A 21,057-nucleotide genomic window follows, 5' to 3' on the forward strand; every position below is an offset into this window, starting at 1 on the left:
ATTTTATCTATTCTCTATTTTAGTGGATATTATTTGACCATCTTCCACATCTATCCTATACTCTTTTTTCTTAGTAGGTTCCAGAACCTCAACATCATAATATAGTTTTCCTCTTCTACTTTCAATTTCAACCTTTTTAAAGACACCATTTTCACTCTTATCCAGAGCTATTTTTATTGCATCTTCAAAAGATATCTTAGTATCTCCATATTCAACTACATCATCGTGGTCCTCTACCTCATATTTTACTATTTCACCAGTTCTTGCATTGATAAGATACTCTTTCTCATCTCTATCATGTACAAGTACCACTTCGTATATCTCTTTTCCCTTTTTAATCTCTGTCTCTATCTTTTTTAATTTCCAGTTTGGTGAATTATCCAAAGCTATTTTTACTGCTTCTTTTTCTGTCAATAATCTCCTTTGATTATTTCCATAAGCTTCATTTGCAACTGCACCTGATAGAAGTATAAATCCGCCTATTAATCCACATAAAGTTTTTCCAATTTTTTTCATTTCTCCCTCCTTTTTTTTAGTGATATTAATCTAAAAATGTGATATTCGTATAAAAGAAAATGAAAAAAATCTATCTTTTTATAGAACGTGCCATTCTGCGATAAGTGTGTCTTACACCTCTTATTACTTTACCATACTCCAATATGTTCTCAGGAAGTGCCATACCAAAATATCCCGCATCTCCTAAGTGATGTAAATCTGTTCCTGTCATTTTACACATCAATGCTATCTGCTTTATTGTATCTGTATCTGCTCCCTCTTGTGAAGTCCCTATTGCTGTTAATGTAAGTTTTCCCAATGAATGAGCATAAGTTACAAGGCTTCTTATATATTCCATTGTAATTCCTGGTACAGTACCTGGTGCAGGCATTAAAATAATATCTGCTCCAGCATTAGAAAACTCCTCAACATCAGCTTTCGTAATTATATTTTCTCCAGCTTCAGTTAAAATTCCAGCTGCATGCATCTTACCTGCAACTAATACTACTTTATCTCCTAAATTTTCCTTATATATTTTTAAAGTTTCAGCTATGGCTTTATTAGTAACTCCTATCCCTGGATTTCCAGTTAAAACTATAAAGTCCACTCCCATTTCAACTGCTTTTTGTGCATTTTCAAGAGTTCCTTTTCTTCCAGAAGACAGTTCCCAAGTACTTTTTATATCTACACTGCTTGTTACTCCCTGTTCTAGAGGTTCAAGATTTATTCCAACTTTACGACCTGTAAGTTCTTTAACCTTTCTTACTATATCTTTTTTATCCTCACATGAAATTCCATTTATCACTGGATTATTTACATCAAAAAGATTTAATAAAATAAGGTCAGCTCCCATACTTGCTGCAAGCTCTGCATTTGTAACATCTCCAAGCATTGGATTAGCTACACCTATAGTTTCAGTAACAATTAATCTACCTTCACTTGCTGCTATTGATTGTAAAAGTTCATCTCTTCCCATTTTCTCCAAATCACTGGCACTGCAATCTAAATATCTTTTCATAGCTTTCCCTCCGTTATAATTCACTTGCACTGTTAAGCTTATAATAAAATCCTTTTTGAGCTAAAAGTTCCTCATGAGTTCCACGTTCTGCTATTCCATTATCAGTAAGTACTATTATCTCATCAGCAGATTGAATTGTAGATAATCTGTGAGCAACTACAATTGTTGTTCTACCCTTACACAGATCTTCCAAAGATTTCTGTATAAGTTTTTCAGTTATATTATCAAGAGCTGAAGTAGCCTCATCCAATATCAAAATAGGTGGGTTTTTCAAAAATATTCTAGCTATTGCTATTCTCTGTTTCTGTCCACCAGAAAGTTTTACCCCTCTTTCACCTACATTTGTGTTATAACCTTCAGGCATCTCCATAATAAGGTCGTGGATATTTGCCTTTTTAGCAGCATCCATTATCTCTTCATCTGTAGCATCACTTTTTCCAACAGCTATATTATCTCTTATTGTTCCAGTAAATAAAAATACATCCTGTTGAACTATTCCAATATTTCTTCTCAAAGAATCTACCTTTACATCATAGATACTTCTACCATCTATTTTAATATCTCCACTGTCAACATCATAAAATCTTGGAATCAGGTTACAAAGAGTTGTCTTTCCTCCACCTGATGGTCCAACAAGTGCAAGTATCTTACCCTGTTTTATACTTAGTGTAATATTATCAAGAACTTTTTTGTCCTCATGACTGAAACTTACATTCTCAAAATCTATTTGACCATGGACCTCTTTAAGCTCTACAGCATCAGGTCTATCTTTTTCATGCTCAATATCTATAAGCTCCATAAATCTCTTGAATCCACTCATACCATTTTGAAACTGCTCTACAAAAGCAATAAGTCTCTTAATTGGCTGAGTAAATATCTTTATGTATAGAAGATATGCTAAGAAATCTCCAATATTTATCTTGCCATAATAAACAAATATTCCTCCAAATATAAGAACTGAATAATCCAGAAGGTCTGTTAAAAATCCTACTCCTGCACCATATTCAGCCATAACCTTATATGAGAATGCTTTAGCATTTACAAACTGCTGATTTCCCTCTTCAAATCTCTCTTTTTCATCCTCTCCAATAACAAATGCTTTAGAAACTCTGATTCCAGAAATACTATTTTGCAGTTTGGCATTTATATACCCTGTCTTCTCTCTTGTTTTCATAAAAGATGCCAGAAGTTTCTTTCTTTTATACATACTGAACCAGATTATAAATGGAAGTATGCAGAAAACAATAACAGTAAGTATGATATTTATTCTTATTAAAACTATAAATGACCCTAAAATCATAAAAAATGATATAAATAAATCTTCAGGTCCATGGTGGGCAAGCTCTGAAATATCCTGCAGGTCATTTACAATACGTGACATTATTCCACCAGTCTGATTATCGTCAAAATATTTAACTGGTAATTTTTGAAGATGCTCGTAAATATCACGTCTCATATCTGCCTGCATTCCAACACCTACCAGATGTCCCCAATACTGCATCCAGTATGTACAGAACATTTTAACCAGATATACTCCCAAAAGCACAGCTCCAAATATAATTATAAATCTGAATTCTCTATTGGGAATAACTCTATTTACTACATCTCTTGTAATCATAGGATATACAAGGTCACAAAGAGCTGACACAGTTGCTACTAAAAGGTCCATGAAAAACATTTTCTTATATGGCCTGTAATAAGAAACGAATCTTTTTAATATTCTTTTTCCCATTTTTGTATTATCCAATTTTATCTCCTTTTCTCTCTATAAAACTATTTCTCCTCTACGTATCCCATCTCTTTAAGGAAAGGTTTCTTCTTTCTCCAGTCCTCTTTAACCTTTACCCAAAGAGTAAGATATATCTGCTCTCCTAATAACTCCTCAATATCTTTTCTAGCCTCTGCTCCTATCTCTTTAAGAAGTTTACCATTTTTACCAATGATAATTCCTTTTTGAGAATCTCTTTCTACATAGATATTGATATCAAATTTATCCTTACCATTTTCTCTTCTTGTTACATTTAAAATCTCAATAGCTACTGAGTGAGGTATCTCTTCTCTTGTTTTAAGAAGTATTTTTTCTCTTACAATCTCAGTAATTATCTTATACACAGACATATCTGTATACATATCATCTGGATAATATTTTATTCCCTCTTCTAAGAATGGATCTATCTTTTCAAGAAGTTTTGGAAGTCCTATTCCATACTGTCCAGCTATCTCTACTATTCCATCAAAATCTCCTAATTTCTCAGCTATCTCAGCTCTTTTAGCTACAAGCTGCTCATCAGTTAATTTATCTATCTTATTTACAACAAGTATTCTTGGAGTTCTTCTTGCTTCTTTTACTTTCTCCATTACAAACTGGTCTCCAGTACTGATTTCCTGAGTTCCATCTAATACAAATAATATCACATCTACATCTTTTAATATTTTAATTGCAGAGTTTGTCATATACTCTCCAAGCAGATGTTTTGCCTTATGTATTCCTGGAGTATCTATAAAGATATACTGATTATCATTAAAATTAAGTATCCCCTTTATATTATCTCTTGTTGTTCCTGCTTTATTTGAAACTATGGCTACCTTTTCAGATACCAATTTATTTATAAGTGTAGACTTACCTACATTGGGTCTTCCTACTACTGCTATAAATCCAGCTTTCACCTAATCATCTCCTATTCCTATTCTCATATATTCAGCTCTTATCTTATCTATAAGAGTCATTCCATCTTCATCTTTTAATTTTTCTTCTATCACCATTTTCTTTATCATACTAGGTGATACTTCTCTTTCAATATCTGCTCTTTTTGCATATATCTTAAATCTAACTCTAAATGCAGGTCTTGAAAGCTCTCCAAAAAGTCTATTCTGATCTGGATATTTTTTTGCAAAAAGTTCTGCAAACTCTTTCAAATCCTCAGCTAATTTATCACTTAAAGGTTCATTTATGATTTTTGAATTAACATATATATTAATTGCCTTAAAATTTGCAAGTTCCAATCTCTCTTTTTCAAGATCCAAAACATTTCCAATCTTAAGTCCTGTCTCACAAAGTATTCTTATTATTAAAGAATCCCTTTTCTCCTCATAGGAATCACCACAGGCATCTAAAATATTTTTTATCTCCCATTTTTCCAATGGTTCAGTTTTCTTCTCTATTTTATTTGGAAGCTCTATATCACTTGCAGGAGAGATATCAATTATTCTATTTTCAATAAGATATTTATAAAAACTTTTAATTGAACTTATCTTTCTATAAATAGATCTGTCACTGTATCTCGTTTTTAATTTTGCTATAAAATCTATAATATCCTGAGAAGTGACATCTATAAGTTCTTTACCTACAATAAATCCATCAAAATCTTCAATATCTTTTCTATATATTTCCAGTGTTGTGCTGTTTATCTTACCTATATTTTTTGAATTATCTAAGAATTCCTTTATCAAGTCCATATTATCACCTATTGCTCTTCTAGTAATTCACGGGCATGCTCAATTACTGCCTCTGTAACACTTTCACCTGCCAGCATTCTAGCTATTTCCTGTACTCTTCCTTCATAATCAAGTTTTGTCACTATACTCTTAGTTGAGTTGTTATCACTTTTCTTTTTAATATAGAACTGCTGATGAGCTCTTGCAGCTATTGCTGGAGAGTGTGTAATTGATACCACCTGAGCATGGTCTCCAATCTCACGAAGTTTATCTGCTATCTTTCTTACAGTCTCTCCTCCTACACCTGTATCTATCTCGTCAAAGATAAGTATTGGAATATTGTCAACTCTTGAGAATATAACCTTTAGAGCCAGCATTATTCTACTTACCTCTCCACCTGAAGCTATTTTGCCAAGTGGTTTCAGATCCTGTCCAAGGTTAGTAGAGATAAATATCTCAACAATATCAGATCCCTTAGGACCTATCTCTTTACTGTCCTCTATTACAATATGCACTTTAGAGTCAGCCATTTTTAAGAATTTAAGTTCGTTTTTAAGCTCTCTTTCTATTCCAACAGCTTTTTTCTTTCTAAGTTCTCTTAGCTCTTTTGCCACTTTCCAGTACTCTTTTTCAATGGCATCTTTTTCTTTTAACATATCCTGCATAGCAAAACTGTTATCCTCTAAAAGCTTTATCTTCTGAGCTATGCTCTCTTTAAACTCTATTATTCCTTCAATAGTAGTTCCATATTTTATCTTAAGTTTGTTTAAGACATCTATTCTGTCCACTACTTCCTGAAGACGATTTCCATCTATATCAATATCCTCTCCAAGTGTCTGCATAATATCTACACAGTCTTCCAGTTCATAATAGATTTTATCTAATTTATCTAAGACCTCTCCAAATTCATCTCCATATTTAGTGAGTCCCTCTATATTTTTTTTAGAATTATATAAAAGATGGATTGCATTTATCTCTCCATCTCTTAAGTACAATGTTGAATTCTGTATCTTTTCCTTAATTTTACCAGCATTGAAAAGCTTTTTATACTCATCTTCAAGCTCTGCATCCTCTCCAGGTTTTGGATTTACCTTTTCGAGTTCTGCAAGCTGAAAATCATAAAATTCTTTCTTTTCAATAGCATCTTTTCTGTCTTTTTCTATCTCTTCTATTTTTGTAGTGAGTTCTTTGTATTTTGAAGATAGAGATGCTGTTTTTTCCAACAGCTCTCTACCCTTATCGCCTAAAAATTTATCTAGTAATTTAATATGATTATTCCTATTTAGTAACATCTGATGTGAGTGTTGTCCTACAATATCCACAAGAGTTCCCATTATCTCTCTCAGATTGGTTAGAGAAACTCTCATTCCATTTACATAGACCTTTCCTCTTCCTCTTGTATCTAATGTTCTTCTTACTATTACCTCATTGTCTTCAGCATCTATTCCAAAAGTTGCTAAAATCTCCTCTCTCTGCTCATCATTTACTTCAAATACACCTTGAGCACAAAGAGACTTCTCTCCTGTTCTTATCATATCAGTAGTGGCTTTTTCTCCAATAAGCAGATTTATTCCACTTAGGATTATTGATTTACCAGCACCTGTTTCACCTGTAAGTACAATAAAGCCATCATCAAATTCCAAATCAAGTTTATCTATTATAGCTAGATTTTCTATTTTAAGCTCTCTTAACACAGATTATCTCCCCATTTCAATTTTTCTCTTAATACACTGTAATAGTTTCTATTCTTCGGTATTACAAGATGTAGCATATGTTTAGAATACTCTATTTTGATTTCATCTTCCATTGTTACTTTTCTATTTGTCTGTCCGTCTATTATAACCTGTCCAAGTCTTTTTTCATCCTCAAGTTTAAGAGTCAGTTTTTCCTCTCCACCTATTACAATTGGTCTTGTATTTAGATTGTGAGGAGCTATAGGTGTTATTACCATAGCTTTCATATCAGACTTGATAATAGGTCCCCCTGCTGACATTGAATAAGCTGTTGACCCAGTTGGTGTAGCCACAATGACTCCATCACCTTTATAGGTGCACATATACTCATCATTAGCTTTAAAGTTAACTCTTAATACTCTTGATGTTATACCTGCTTTAGATACTACTACCTCATTCAATGCATAATATTTTTTCCCATCTATCTCAACTTTAAGTACATGTCTCTTCTCAGAGTTGAAATCTCCTTTTAAAAAGTTATCATATTCAAATAATACATTTTCTTTTTTTATCTCAGTTAAAAACCCAAGACTTCCTGCATTTACGGCAATTACATAGAGATTTTTCTTAAATATAAAGTTTCTAAAAGCTCTTAAAAAAGTTCCATCTCCGCCAATTACCACTCCAAAGTCAGCCTTATTAGCCTTGTTAGTTACCTCAATTCCTTTTTTCTTAAAGTAATCTAAGCTTATATCATATATCTCTTTAGCTACAGGCTTATCTTCATTGTATAAAATAAAGACTTTTTTCATATTTTCCTCCATTAAAACATTGGAACTGGGTCTATAGGTTTCAAGTTAAATCTAAGTTCATAGTATAGATTTGGTTTTCCCTCTACTGAAAGTCCTAATACTCCAATTTCAGCTCCCTGTTGAACCTGCTGGTTCAATGTTACTTTTGTAGCAATAAGGTTACCATAAACACCTATCATATTGTATCCATAGTCTATCATTACCACTTTTCCAAGTCCCTGGAAGACATCAGCATATATTACCTTTCCTTTTGCTGAAGCTTTTATTTTCGCTCCCATTCTTCCTTGAATTTCAATACCGTTGCTTGTTACCTGTTGCTGTTTTTTCTCATTGAATTGGACTACAATAGGACCATCTACAGGTTTTATTACACGACCTAATTTAGAATAAGCCTGTGATTTATTGACTACCTTGGTATCTGTTTTGGTTCTTGCTACAATTATCTCTTTAATCTGTTTTTCTATTCTTTCTTTTTCTTTTTGAAGTTGACTTATACTACGTACATGTCCACTTTTTTCCGCAGCCAGTCTTTTTATAAGAGCACTTTGCTGTGCTTTTTTTCTATCCATCTGTAAAAGGTTTTGAGCAAGTTTATTTCTAAGTACACTCAGTTGAGCCTTTTGAACTTCAATATCGCTTTTGACCTTTTTAATATCACTTTCTACATTTTTAATGTATTCCATCTTTTCTAAGTCTCCATATAGAAGTCTTACAAAGTTTTTCTTTAAAAGTGACTGCTCATCTAAAATTTTTTCTTTCTCTTTGCTGTATCTGTTCCAGGCAATTATCTTTGCCTTAAACTCCAGCTTTTTTCTATCAAGTTCAGTTGAAGTAATTCCCAGATTTCTCTTTCCATAATCTATATTTTTTTCAACTGTCCTTATATCATTTAAGATTTTTTGTCTGTCATTTCCAATATCAACTATCTCTTTTTCAATAGTCTTTATCTGTGCCTCAATCTGATGTGTCTGTACATCTATATTTTTTATTCTGGTATTTTTTACCTGAATCTGTTTCTCTATATTTTTTACTTTTTTCTCCATGTCTGTAACACTTTCAGAAAAAGTAAAGGAAGTTATCATAATAAATAATAAAATTACTCTTTTCAAGACTCCCCCCTCTTTAAAACCATTATCTTAGTAGGTTTTAACAACATAAGAAGAACAATTACAAAGAGTATAAGAAGGTGCATAAATGCAAGTTCTTTCAAACTTAAAATAATATAATTACCACTTATACTAAGCAGATGCTCCCTAAAATAAATATATATATTAAAAAATATTAAAACTCCCATTGTTGCACTTGCAATAACAGGTAGAACATTAATCCTCTTAGATCTCTTTCTATTCACTTTATCATCCTGGATTATTCCTACATTGTTGATATAGTCAATGGAAATAGAGCTGTAATAGACTAAGTAAGTTATTATAGATAGTGGAAGTATCCCTAAAAGACCTATGCACCAGGCAAGCATATTATAAAATCTCATCTCTTTGTCTTTATAGGCAATATATGTTCCATCTACAAAAACCTCTTTAATATTTTGATTGCTTTCTAAATTAACCTGTATTCCCTCAATATCAGAAGGTTTATCATAGTATATTATCATACTGTCTGAAAGTGGGTTTTCACTTCTTGGTATTGCAATATCAAGCTGATGTTGAAGTTTTTGAAAAGCCTCCTCTTTAGACACATATCTCAATTTCTTTACTCCATCTAATTTTAATACATCAATCTCTGTTTTTTCCTTTTCACTATTTGGTACATCTTTTTGAAAGTCTGCTGTAAAGAAATAAGTAGACTTTATCTCTTTTTTCATCCATTGTACATTAAGAAAAGAAACAATAAAAAAATTTAAAATGATAAAGGATAATGTCATTAAAACAAAAGTAGTCTTTTTTATCTGAATTTTATTCTGTATCGAATTACCATATCTGTTTATAAAATCAAAGTTCTTCATAGGCACCTCATCATAAAAATTTTTTCACACTTTAAAAAAGAGGGGCTGGCAAATAGCAAACATCGCCAGCCCCTGCAATACTACATATTTTCTTTAACCATTTGCACTAACTTAGCTGCTGTCAATTCATATTTTTCAAGTAATTCTTGACCTTTTCCACTTTGTCCAAATTTATCGTAGATTCCAAGTTTTTTAACTTTAGTTGGGTGTACTTCTGATAAGAATTCAGAAACTGCAGATCCAAGTCCTCCAATTACTGAATGTTCTTCAGCAGTGATTATGAACTTAGTTTCTTTTGCAGCTTTAAGTATAGTTTCTCCATCAAGTGGTTTTATAGTTCCCACGTTGATTACTCTTACTGAAATTCCTTCTTTTTCTAGAGTTTCAGCTGCTTTTAAAGCTTCTGCAACCATAAGTCCTGTTGCAGCTATTGTTACGTCTTTACCATCTCTTAATGTATTAGCAATTCCGATTTGGAAGTCGTAATCTTCAGGAAGTATTGTATCTATGTCAAGTCTTCCCATTCTAATATATACTGGTCCATTGTATTCTGCTGCTGCAAATATCATTTTTTTAGTTTCTACAGCATCAGCTGGAGATAATACTACCATTCCTGGTATTGATCTCATTAAAGCGATATCTTCTACAGATTCGTGTGATCCTCCATCTTCACCTACTGAAATTCCAGCATGTGTTGGAGCTATCTTTACATTTAGTTTTGGATATGCAATTGTATTTCTTATTTGTTCAAATGCTCTTCCTGCAGCAAACATTGCGAAAGTTGAAGCAAAAACTGTTTTTCCACAAGTAGCAAATCCTGCAGCTGTTCCCATTAAATCTGCCTCAGCAATTCCTACGTTGAAGTGTCTTTCAGGAAATTCTTTTTGGAATAATGAAGTTTTTGTAGATCCTGAAAGGTCAGCATCTAATACCACTACATCTTTATTTATTTTCCCTAATTCTACTAATGCTTCTCCATAAGCTTGTCTTGTAGATTTTTTACTCATTAGTTATTCCCTCCTAATTCTGCTAATGCTTGTTCAGCTTGTTCTTCTGTTGGAGCTTTTCCGTGGAATCCACAAACGTTTTCCATAAATGAAACTCCTTTACCTTTTATTGTTTTAGCAATAACAATAGTTGGTTTTCCTTTAACAGTCTTAGCTGTTTCTAATGCTTTAAGTATTTCTTCATAGTTGTGTCCATCAATTTTGATAACATTCCATCCGAAAGCTTCCCATTTAGCATCTAAAGGTTCTACTCCCATTACCTTGTCAACGTTTCCGTCAATTTGAAGGTTGTTAGAGTCAACGAAAGCGCAGATGTTATCAAGTTTGTAGTGAGCAGCAGTCATTGCAGCTTCCCATACTTGACCTTCCTGTAATTCTCCGTCTCCTAAGATTATGTATGTTCTGTATGAAAGTCCAGAAAGTTTTGCATTTAAAGCCATTCCATTTGCTACTGACAATCCTTGTCCTAATGATCCAGTAGAAATTTCTACTCCAGGTACTTTTTTCATATCTGGGTGACCTTGGAATATTGATCCATATTGTCTTAAAGTCATTAACCCCTCTTTGTCAAAGTATCCTCTTTCTGCTAAAGTAGCATATAGAGCAGGTGCTGCGTGCCCTTTAGATAGAACGAATCTATCTCTGTTTTCCATTTTTGGATTAGCAGGATCTATGTTCATTTCAGCAAAATAAAGTGTTGTCATTATATCTGTAGCTGATAATGATCCTCCAGGATGTCCTGATTTAGCTTTACAAATCATTTTGATTATTGATTTTCTGATGTTTGTCGCTTTTTCTTCTAGATATTTAATATCTTTCATTTATCTATTATTTCTCCTTTCAAATATTTAAACTCATTTAAATTATATTATTTTATATCTCTCCTTGTCAAGAAAAGCTATGATTTTACTTAAAAAAACATAGATATTTGATCAAGTAGATAATGTGAACCAGCTTTTAAACTTATAAATAACTCCCTATATTTTATACATCCTAATACAACTATGAATACAGAAAATGAAAGTAGCGGTCTAAATAGCTTCTCTTCCTTCACTGTATCTTTTAAGATGGTTATCAAACCTAGTATAGCAAGATAGTAGACTTCCATCAAATCAGTAGTATATGCAATTGAAACTATTGCACTTACGACAATTGAGAAAAAAAGAATCCTTTTACTTAGCTTTGGGCTACATGCTTTCTTTACAAAAGGTATATTTATCAAAGCTCCTCCGCCCCATCCCCTTGGATACAGATCAAATATGAAATGTAGAGACAGTGCTAAAGCAAATCCTATAATGAAATATCTAAATACCTCATTTGGAGCTTCATGATACACTTTTATAAAAAGCAACAGGATCAATGGACTGTGTGTAAGAATATTTCTATGTGCCAGCTTCATTTTAAAGTCCCAGTCTGGAAATTTTATGCCTAAAAAATATGCTGCAAAAGAGACTATTATACCCATAAGAGGCACTTTATTTAAAAAACTGTTTAAAAAATCCATAGGTTCTCCTCTGTCTTAAAAAAAAAGGAGAGCAGGTATCTGCTCTCCCTCCAAAATACCCTATTCAGGTAATTACTATTTGATTATTTCTGATACAACTCCAGAAGCTACTGTTCTTCCACCTTCTCTGATAGCGAATCTTAGTCCAGCTTCCATTGCGATAGCGTGAATTAATTCAACTGTCATTGTGATGTTGTCTCCTGGCATTACCATTTCTACTCCTTCAGGTAATGTAACTGCACCAGTGATGTCAGTTGTTCTGAAGTAGAATTGAGGTCTGTATCCTGAGAAGAATGGAGTATGTCTTCCTCCTTCTTCTTTAGTTAGAACGTAAACTTCTCCTTTGAAGTTTGTATGAGGAGTGATTGATCCTGGTTTAGCAAGAACTTGTCCTCTTTCAACGTCTTCTTTCTTAGTTCCTCTTAATAGAGCTCCAATGTTGTCTCCTGCTTGACCTTGATCAAGAAGTTTTCTGAACATTTCTACTCCAGTTACGATAGTTTTTGTAGTAGGTTTGATTCCAACTATTTCAACTTCTTCTCCAACTTTGATTACTCCTCTTTCAACTCTTCCTGTTACAACTGTTCCTCTTCCTGTAATAGTAAATACGTCTTCTATTGGCATTAGGAATGGTTGGTCTACAGCTCTTTCAGGTGTAGGGATGTATTCGTCAACTGCGTCAACTAATTCGATGATTTTGTCAACCCATTTTTGTTCTCCATTTAAAGCACCTAATGAAGATCCAATAACAACTGGGATGTCATCTCCTGGGAATCCATATTCGTTAAGTAATTCTCTTACTTCCATTTCAACTAATTCTAGTAATTCAGGATCGTCTACCATGTCAGCTTTGTTTAAGTATACAACGATGTATGGTACACCAACTTGTCTAGATAGTAGGATGTGTTCTCTTGTTTGAGGCATTGGTCCATCAGCTGCAGAAACAACTAGAATAGCACCGTCCATTTGAGCTGCCCCTGTGATCATGTTTTTTACGTAGTCAGCGTGACCTGGACAGTCAACGTGAGCGTAGTGTCTGTTTTTAGTTTCATACTCAATGTGAGATGTGTTGATTGTGATTCCTCTTTCTTTTTCTTCTGGAGCTGCGTCGATGTTTCCGAAATCAACTTTTTGAGCTAGTCCTAAATCTGATAATACTTTAGAGATAGCTGCAGTTGTAGTTGTTTTTCCGTGGTCAACGTGTCCAATTGTTCCGATGTTAACGTGTGGTTTACTTCTTTCATATTTTGCTTTAGACATTTAATTCTCCTCCTAGGTTTTTTATTTATTATTGAAGGTTGGTACCGAAGTACCAACCGAATTTATATAGTTATAAAACTATTTTCCTCTTTGTTCTTGAATTTCTTTTTGGATAGATGCAGGAACTTGTGCATATTCACAGAATTCCATTGCATAAGTTGCTCTTCCTTGAGATTTAGATCTTAAGTCAGTTGCATATCCGAACATTTGTGATAAAGGTACTTTAGCAGAGATGATTTTTGCACCATTTCTATCGTGCATTCCACTTACCATTCCTCTTCTAGAGTTTAAGTCACCAATGATGTCTCCCATGTATTCTTCTGGAGTAGTTACTTCTACTTTGAAGATAGGTTCTAGAATAACTGGTTGTGATTTTTCTGCTGCTTGTTTAGTTGCCATAGATCCAGCAATCTTGAATGCCATTTCTGATGAGTCAACTTCGTGGTATGATCCATCATATAGAGTTACTTTTACATCAACCATAGGGTATCCTGCAACAACTCCGTTTTCAAGAGCTTCTCTACATCCTTTTTCAACTGCAGGAATATATTCTCTAGGGATAACTCCTCCAGTAATTTTGTTAACAAATTCGAAATCTTTACCTGGGTTTGGTTCAAGGATAATTTTAACGTGTCCGTATTGTCCTCTACCTCCAGATTGTTTAGCATATTTAACTTCTTGATCAGTAGTTCCAAGAATTGTTTCTCTGTAAGCAACTTGTGGTTTACCTACTGTAGAATCAACTTTGAATTCTCTCTTCATTCTGTCAACGATAATTTCAAGGTGAAGTTCTCCCATTCCTGAAATTATTGTTTGTCCAGTTTCTTCATCACTCTTAACTCTGAATGTAGGGTCTTCTTCTGCAAGTTTAGAAAGAGCGATTCCCATTTTTTCTTGGTCAGCTTTTGTTTTTGGTTCAACAGCAACTGAGATAACTGGATCTGGGAATTCCATTTTTTCTAGAACTATTGGATTTGCTTCGTCACAAAGAGTATCTCCTGTTGTAGTTTCTTTTAATCCAACTGCAGCAGCGATATCTCCGCAGTAAACTGCATCGATTTCTTCTCTTTTGTTAGCGTGCATTTGAAGGATTCTTCCCATTCTTTCTCTCTTACCTTTTGAAGAGTTTAGAACGTATGATCCTTTTTCAACGATTCCAGAGTAAACTCTGAAGAATGTTAATTTTCCAACAAATGGGTCAGTCATAACTTTAAATGCAAGAGCTGCAAATGGAGCCTCATCTGACATGTCTCTATCTACTTCAACAGTAGGATCTTTTACGTCAGTTCCTCTAACCATTGCAACGTCTGTAGGAGCTGGCATATAGTCAACTATAGCATCTAGTAATGATTGAACTCCTTTATTTTTGAAAGCTGTTCCACATGTTACTGGTACAACTACGTTTGCAATTGTAGCTTTTCTTAAAGCTGTTCTGATTTCATCTTCAGTGATTTCTTCACCTTCGAAGAATTTTTCCATTAACGCATCGTCAGTCTCAACAATTGATTCTAACATGTGTTGTCTTAATTCTTCACATTTATCTTTTAATTCAGGTCTGATTTCTTGAATATCATATCTTGAACCGTTGTCTGAATCTACTGGCCAAACAACTTCGTGCATTTTGATAAGGTCAACGATTCCCTCGAAGTTATCTTCTGCACCAATAGGATATTGAATAGGTACTGGGTGAGCTCCTAATTTATCCTTTATATCTTCAACACACATGTTGAAGTCAGCACCAACTCTGTCCATTTTGTTAAAGAATGCGATTCTTGGTACTTTATATTTGTCTGCTTGTCTCCATACAGTTTCTGATTGAGGTTGAACCCCATCAACTGCTGAGAATACAGCTACTGCACCGTCTAGAACTCTAAGAGATCTTTCAACCTCTACTGTAAAGTCCACGTGACCTGGTGTGTCTATTATATTTATTCTATGGTTTCTCCAAAAACAAGTAGTTGCTGCAGAAGTAATTGTGATACCTCTTTCTTGTTCTTGTGCCATCCAGTCCATTGTAGCGGCTCCTTCGTGAGTCTCTCCAATTTTATGCTCTACTCCTGTATAGAATAGGATTCTTTCAGTAGTAGTAGTTTTTCCCGCGTCGATATGAGCCATAATTCCAACGTTTCTAGTCATATCTAATGAAACTTTCCTAGCCATTAAAATTTTTCCTCCTCGTGTTTTTTACGAAATACTGTCTATACAGAATAATTAAATTTTGTAGTGTGCGAAAGCTCTGTTAGCTTCTGCCATTTTATAAGTATCTTCTTTTTTCTTGATAGTAGCTCCTTCGTTATTAGCTGCTGCGATTAATTCTGCTGCTAATTTTTCGATCATACCATACTCTTTTCTTTGTCTTGTATAAAGAGTTAACCATCTGATAGCTAAAGTTTGTTGTCTTTCAGCTTTAACTTCTACTGGAACTTGGTATGTAGCTCCTCCAATTCTTCTTGATCTAACTTCGATTTGAGGTTTAATGTTTTCTAAAGCTTGTTTAAATACATCATACCCCTCTTTACCAGTTTTTTCTTTTATTAAATCCATAGCTGAATAGAAGATTCCTTCTGCTATAGCTTTTTTTCCATCTAACATGATTGAGTTGATAACCTTAGTTACAACTTTATCAGAATATCTTGAATCAGGTAATACATCTCTTTTTACCGCTGCTCTTCTTCTTGACATTTTCTAACTGTTCACCTCCTATAATTACGCTTTCTTAGCTCCGTATTTAGATCTTGCTTGTTTTCTTTTTGCAACTCCAGCTGTGTCTAGAGCTCCTCTAACTATTTTATATCTAACTCCTGGTAAGTCTTTTGTTCTTCCTCCTCTTACTAGAACGATTGAGTGTTCTTGTAAGTTATGTCCTTCTCCTGGAATATAACAAGTAACTTCTAACCCGTTAGTTAATTTTACTCTGGCAACCTTTCTTAAAGCTGAGTTTGGTTTTTTAGGTGTAGTTGTATAAACTCTTACACAAACTCCTCTTCTTTGTGGGTTTCCTTGCAATGCTGGTGATTTTTTCTTTTCAGATAGAACATCTCTACCTTTTTTTACTAATTGACTTAAAGTAGGCATTTTACCCTCCTTCCTAATTTTTTAAATTTTTAATGTTTTATTTAATGTTTATTATAACTTGAATATTATAATCATTAATTTCAAAAAAGTCAATAAAAATATAGCTACATTTTATAAATCCTTTTCATTATATCACATTTTTCAGTTTTTATAAAGAGTTTTTTAAAGAATTTAGCTCTTTTTCAAGTGCTTCCCACTCCTCCATAATTTCAAGAATTCTGGTATCTAACTCCTCTAATTCTTCCTGCAAAGCCATAAGTTTATCCAGGTCATTTACACGTCCTGCTTCATTATATTCTTCCTCTTTTGCAGCCTTTTCCTCTTCTATTTCAGTAATATCCTCTTCAGCCTGTGCTATTTTTCTCTCTAATGAAGATATTCTGTTTTTTATTTTTTTCTGTTCCTCATAAGAAAGTGCAGCTTGAACTTTTTCCTCATTATTTTCTTTAGGATTATCTCTTTGAGCCAAATAACTGTTATAATCCCCTTTGAAAAGTGATGCTCCATCTTTTCTTACTTCATATATATTATTAACTACACAGTCTAAGAAATTTCTGTCATGTGATACTACAAGTACTGTTCCTGTGTAATCTTCTAATGCCTCTTCCAATATCTCTCTTGAATAGATATCCAAGTGGTTAGTAGGCTCGTCAAGTACTAAAAAGTTTGGCTTTTCAAGCATAAGTTTCATAAAAGCAACTCTTGCCTTTTCTCCACCACTTAAACTTTTTATCTCTTTATAGACATCATCTTCACTAAATAGGAACCCACCACAGATATTTCTTGCCTGCTCTTCACTTAGCACAAAGTGATACATAAGTTCCTCTATAATAGTTCTATTTGGATTTAACCCCTGGTGATTTTGGTCATAGTAACCTATCTTTACTCTGTCACCAATTTTTACCTCTCCACTTGTTTGAGTTTCAAGACCATTTACTATCTTTAATATAGTAGATTTTCCAACACCATTTTTTCCAATTATACCTATTCTATCTCCTCTATAGATATCAAGGTTTATATTTTCAAATATCTTCTGTCCATCATATGATTTGCTTAAATCTTTTATTCTAAGAACCAGATCCACACTTGTAGTGTCTGTTTCAAATTTAAGTTTCATATTTTTTCTACTGATAATAGGGTTTTCCATCTTCTCCATTCTAGATAGGATTTTCTCTCTTCCTCTAGCCTGTTTTGATTTTACCCCTGCCTTATATCTTCTGATGAATTCCTCCATCTTTCTTATCTTGTCCTGTTCCTTATCAAAGGCTTTTACAGCACCTGTGATATAGGCTTCCTTTTGAATAGTATAATCAGTATAGTTTCCAGGGTAAGTTCTCAATGTTTTACCTTCCATTTCAAAAATACGATTAACTACATTGTCTAGAAAATAGATATCATGGGAAATTACCATTACAGCATTTTTGTAATCTTTAAGCATCTTTTCAAGCCACTCAATAGCATTCAAATCAAGATGGTTTGTAGGCTCGTCAAGTATTAAAAGTTCTGGTTCTTCAAGAAGTATCTTACCCAGAGCAACTCTTGACATCTGTCCTCCAGAAAGATCTCCCACCTTATTATTCCATAGACTTTCAGCAAGGCTAAGTCCATTTAATACCTGTTTAACCTTATACTCTATTGCATAACCTTCATTTTGCTCATATCTAGCTGTAATATGTCCAAGCTCTTCCATAGTCTTATCAAAATCATCCAGATTTTCAGCAAGTATTACATTTAACTCCTGAATTCTGTGATAATCCTGTCTCACATGGTCAAATACAGTCATAAGTTCTTCAAATACTGTATTGTCATGGTTAAGTCTTGGATTTTGAGAAAGGTAACCTATTTTCAATCCACCTTTTTTGGCAATTGTCCCTCTCTCATTTGTTTCAGGGTCAACATCATCATATTCAAGACCTAGAAGTATCTTTATAAGAGTTGATTTCCCTGCTCCATTTATACCTATTATTCCTATTTTATCTTTTTCATCTACAGAAAAACTTACATTTCTAAATAGTGTTTCTCCTGTAAATCCCATATATAAATTGTTTACTTGCAAAAGTGCCATTACATTTCTCCTACTTTCTATAATTCCATTAAAATATTAACATATTAGGGATTTATTGTAAAGTTCTCTTTCCACTGTTATTTTTCTCCCTAAGATGATAAAATATAATAAAAACCTATGGAGGTAGAATGTGAAAAAATATATCCTGATATTTATGATGCTCTCCTCTCTTGTATTTGGAGAAGGATTCCAGTCAAAAGAAGAGAGAGTAGCTGCAATTGATAATGAAATAGCAAACCTTGTAAATAAACAAAATAACCTTCTTCTTTTAAGGGAAAAGCTTCTGGAAAATAATTCAGATGAGATTCTAAAGGGTAAAAAAGAGGAAAAGCGTCCTAAGATAGCTTTAGTCTTAAGTGGCGGTGGGGCAAAAGGAGCTGCACATATAGGTGTTTTAAGAGTCCTTGAAAAGTATAAAGTCCCTGTGGATATGGTTATTGGTACAAGTATTGGAAGTATAATCGGTGGAATGTACTCTATTGGTTATACACCTGATGAGATAGAAAAAACTGTCTTAAACCTTGATTTCTTTTCACTTTTAAATAACTCTAAAGATAGAAAGATGAAAAATATAGAGGAAAAAACAATAAATGAACTCTATCCATTTACTGTAACTATTGATAAGAATATGAATCTTTCTCTTCCTATGGGATTTACAAGTGGTCAAAAGATATATTTCCAATTGAAGGAGATATTTGCGAGAGCTGAATCTATCCATGACTTTGATAAATTTCCAATGAGATATAGAGCAATTACTACCAACCTTAATACTGGTAAAGAGGTAGTATTAAGCAGTGGAGATTTAGCTTTAAGTGCATTTAAAAGTATGGCTATCCCAAGCTTTGTAGAGCCTGTAAATGATAAGGGTTCTTACTATGTAGATGGAGGAGTTGTAAATAACTTCCCAATTGAAGAAGCTATTAAAATGGGAGCAGATATAATAATTGCTGTAGATATATCAGCTGATGCTACTAAGATAAATGAAAACTCATCTGTTGTAACAGTTTTAGATAAAATCTCTACATATAATGGTAATAGAAATACTCAGTTTCAAAAACATCTTGCTGATATCTTAATAGTTCCAGATGTAAAAAATCATAATACACTTGATTTTGATAACCTTGGTGGACTTGTTAAAGATGGAGAGGAAGCTGCTGAGAAATATGCATATCTATTTAAGCATCTTGAATTTCCAGAAGCATATAATCAAATCCATGATAGACGTCTTGAAAATTCACCTGTATATATAAAGGATATCAAGCTTACAGGTAATGAAATTTTAACTCTTTCTAAAGTTAAAAAACTTATGCCTGAGGTTAAAAATCATGAATTTACCAAAGAAGACCTGTATCTATGGAGTAAAAAAATCTACTCTATACCATATATAGAAAAGGTATTTTATGATGTAGATGGAGATACAGTTACATTCTCAGTAGTTGAAAAATCTGGTATCAATATTAAAGCTGCTTTAAACTACACATCTCAATATGGTGGTTCAATGAATGTAGCTGCTACTGTACCTAACTTTGGTAAGTGGACTAAAAACTATACTCTTACTGCTGAGGTCTCTCAATTCCCTAAACTGACTATGAATAATCTCTCATTTTATGAGTTTAACAAGCTTAAACTTATGAGAACTTTAAAAGTTGGATTTGAAAATGACCCACTATTTATCTATAGAAATAAAGATAATATAGCTACATATAAGAGCAACAGATTTATTGGTGAAATTGGATTTGCAACAGCTATATCAGATAAGTTTGTAGCTGGACTGACTTTAGGATACTTAAACAACGATACAAATTATCTTCGTGGTGAGAGAAATATCCTGGATTTTGGAGAAACATATCAGGCTACTATTCAAAAAGGCTATATGTTTTTAGATACTTTGGACCATCCATATTTCCCTACAAAAGGTATAAATATGTATCTTGAACAGTTTAATGCCAAGGTCTTTGACGATGGACATTTTAATGGATACAAAGCTAATCTTGGACTCTACTATCCATTAAATAAACGTCTAAGTCTCTCTATTGGTGGAGCTACTGGAAGAATTACAGGTAGTAATATTCCTAACAATCAGCTTTTCAAAATTGGAGGATTTAGAACTACACCTAAATACACTGCCTTTGCAGGACTTCCTATGATGGGAGTTTATGCTGATGAGTTCTATTCTGGATATATAAGTGCCCAATACAATATTCTTCCTTCTGTATATTTAGTAGGTAGATACAATGCTATTACTTATGGAAACCGTGGTCTTTCATTCCAGGGTGCTCAGGATATTGGAGATAAATGGGAGCAGGGTTATGGAGGAGGAATAGGCTGGGATACATTCCTTGGACCTATCTCAGTAATGATGTCAAATAATCTTCATTCATCTGCACCATTACTTGAAATCTATTTAGGATATATTTTTTAGTTATATATAAAAGGAAGAGGCTGTTGCAAATCTATAAAAATGCAGCAGCCTCTTTTTTCTCCTTTGAGAAGAGCCAATTACATTATATAAGGAGATATACAGCTATTGGGTTTAATATTCATCTTGAATTTGGATTCTAATTACAGAAAGAAAGTATATTACCTGGCTCTCCTGATTTTTATTATGTAAAGAAAGGTTTTCTCCTTTCACTATCGGTGAAGTTGTTTGGATTATACATATACTTTGTGATTTTAATTTGTGGATTTTTTAATAATAAAAAAAGCTGAGTAACATTTTTAAAAAAATGTTTTACTCAGCTCTCTTTTTTGTA

Annotated in this window: 18 protein-coding genes; 1 reads left to right on the forward strand and 17 read right to left on the reverse strand. The window is 33.3% G+C overall.

The genetic code is table 11. From position 1 onward, the window contains the following. Window positions 1-3: 3 nt before the first annotated feature. From IX290_RS07065 to abc-f, 17 genes are all read right to left on the reverse strand, one after another. Window positions 4-516 carry a PepSY domain-containing protein gene (locus IX290_RS07065; RefSeq protein ID WP_211492510.1) on the reverse strand — a complete coding sequence of 171 codons (513 nt, stop codon included), beginning with the start codon at window positions 514-516 and terminating at the stop codon, window positions 4-6. A 70-nt stretch (window positions 517-586) separates the two neighbouring features. After that, the gene (locus IX290_RS07070; RefSeq protein ID WP_211492511.1) at window positions 587-1,513 is read right to left on the reverse strand and encodes a haloacid dehalogenase-like hydrolase; all 927 of its coding nucleotides are present in this window, start codon (window positions 1,511-1,513) and stop codon (window positions 587-589) included. Between the two features lie 13 nt (window positions 1,514-1,526). Beyond that, complete coding sequence (locus IX290_RS07075) at window positions 1,527-3,233, reverse strand: ABC transporter ATP-binding protein (RefSeq protein ID WP_211492525.1); 1,707 nt, start codon at window positions 3,231-3,233, stop codon at window positions 1,527-1,529. Window positions 3,234-3,286: 53 nt separating this feature from the next. Further along, window positions 3,287-4,180 carry a GTPase Era gene (gene era / locus IX290_RS07080; protein ID WP_211492512.1) on the reverse strand — a complete coding sequence of 298 codons (894 nt, stop codon included), beginning with the start codon at window positions 4,178-4,180 and terminating at the stop codon, window positions 3,287-3,289. Continuing rightward, window positions 4,181-4,969, reverse strand: a complete 789-nt coding sequence (locus IX290_RS07085; RefSeq protein ID WP_211492513.1) for a site-specific integrase — start codon at window positions 4,967-4,969, stop codon at window positions 4,181-4,183. It abuts the gene before it with no gap. 8 nt (window positions 4,970-4,977) lie between these two features. Beyond that, window positions 4,978-6,642: a DNA repair protein RecN gene (gene recN / locus IX290_RS07090; RefSeq protein WP_211492514.1), complete on the reverse strand. Its 1,665-nt coding sequence runs from the start codon at window positions 6,640-6,642 to the stop codon at window positions 4,978-4,980. Further along, complete coding sequence (locus IX290_RS07095; RefSeq protein WP_249168885.1) at window positions 6,636-7,433, reverse strand: NAD(+)/NADH kinase; 798 nt, start codon at window positions 7,431-7,433, stop codon at window positions 6,636-6,638. The genes recN and IX290_RS07095 overlap by 7 nt, the downstream gene beginning before the upstream one ends. Before the next feature lie 11 nt (window positions 7,434-7,444). Continuing rightward, complete coding sequence (locus tag IX290_RS07100) at window positions 7,445-8,542, reverse strand: peptidoglycan DD-metalloendopeptidase family protein (protein WP_249168886.1); 1,098 nt, start codon at window positions 8,540-8,542, stop codon at window positions 7,445-7,447. Next, entirely contained in the window at window positions 8,539-9,393 is an 855-nt protein-coding gene (locus IX290_RS07105) for a permease-like cell division protein FtsX (protein ID WP_211492516.1), read from the reverse strand. The genes IX290_RS07100 and IX290_RS07105 overlap by 4 nt, the downstream gene beginning before the upstream one ends. 80 nt (window positions 9,394-9,473) lie before the next feature. Beyond that, window positions 9,474-10,400: a transketolase family protein gene (locus IX290_RS07110; protein ID WP_211492517.1), complete on the reverse strand. Its 927-nt coding sequence runs from the start codon at window positions 10,398-10,400 to the stop codon at window positions 9,474-9,476. Beyond that, window positions 10,400-11,221: a transketolase gene (locus IX290_RS07115; protein ID WP_211492518.1), complete on the reverse strand. Its 822-nt coding sequence runs from the start codon at window positions 11,219-11,221 to the stop codon at window positions 10,400-10,402. Before IX290_RS07115 ends, IX290_RS07110 begins: the two co-directional genes overlap by 1 nt. Window positions 11,222-11,310: 89 nt before the next feature. After that, the gene (locus tag IX290_RS07120; RefSeq protein ID WP_211492519.1) at window positions 11,311-11,904 is read right to left on the reverse strand and encodes a hypothetical protein; all 594 of its coding nucleotides are present in this window, start codon (window positions 11,902-11,904) and stop codon (window positions 11,311-11,313) included. A 75-nt stretch (window positions 11,905-11,979) separates the two neighbouring features. Continuing rightward, entirely contained in the window at window positions 11,980-13,164 is a 1,185-nt protein-coding gene (tuf, locus tag IX290_RS07125) for an elongation factor Tu (RefSeq protein ID WP_211492520.1), read from the reverse strand. Between the two features lie 78 nt (window positions 13,165-13,242). Next, window positions 13,243-15,324 (reverse strand): elongation factor G, encoded by a 2,082-nt coding sequence (fusA, locus tag IX290_RS07130; RefSeq protein ID WP_211492521.1) that lies wholly within the window; start codon window positions 15,322-15,324, stop codon window positions 13,243-13,245. A gap of 51 nt (window positions 15,325-15,375) precedes the next feature. Beyond that, complete coding sequence (gene rpsG / locus IX290_RS07135; RefSeq protein WP_211492522.1) at window positions 15,376-15,846, reverse strand: 30S ribosomal protein S7; 471 nt, start codon at window positions 15,844-15,846, stop codon at window positions 15,376-15,378. A gap of 24 nt (window positions 15,847-15,870) precedes the next feature. Further along, window positions 15,871-16,239 carry a 30S ribosomal protein S12 gene (rpsL, locus tag IX290_RS07140; protein WP_211492523.1) on the reverse strand — a complete coding sequence of 123 codons (369 nt, stop codon included), beginning with the start codon at window positions 16,237-16,239 and terminating at the stop codon, window positions 15,871-15,873. A 148-nt stretch (window positions 16,240-16,387) separates the two neighbouring features. Then, window positions 16,388-18,304, reverse strand: coding sequence for a ribosomal protection-like ABC-F family protein (abc-f, locus tag IX290_RS07145; protein ID WP_211492524.1), 1,917 nt, complete (start codon window positions 18,302-18,304; stop codon window positions 16,388-16,390). Between the two features lie 130 nt (window positions 18,305-18,434). Here abc-f and IX290_RS07150 point away from each other — a divergent pair, with 130 nt between their 5' ends. Beyond that, window positions 18,435-20,726 (forward strand): patatin-like phospholipase family protein, encoded by a 2,292-nt coding sequence (locus IX290_RS07150; protein WP_349290749.1) that lies wholly within the window; start codon window positions 18,435-18,437, stop codon window positions 20,724-20,726. Window positions 20,727-21,057 lie beyond the last annotated feature (331 nt).

The sequence above is a fragment of the Fusobacterium sp. DD2 genome, from assembly GCF_018205345.1.
Classification (GTDB): Bacteria; Fusobacteriota; Fusobacteriia; order Fusobacteriales; family Fusobacteriaceae; genus Fusobacterium_A.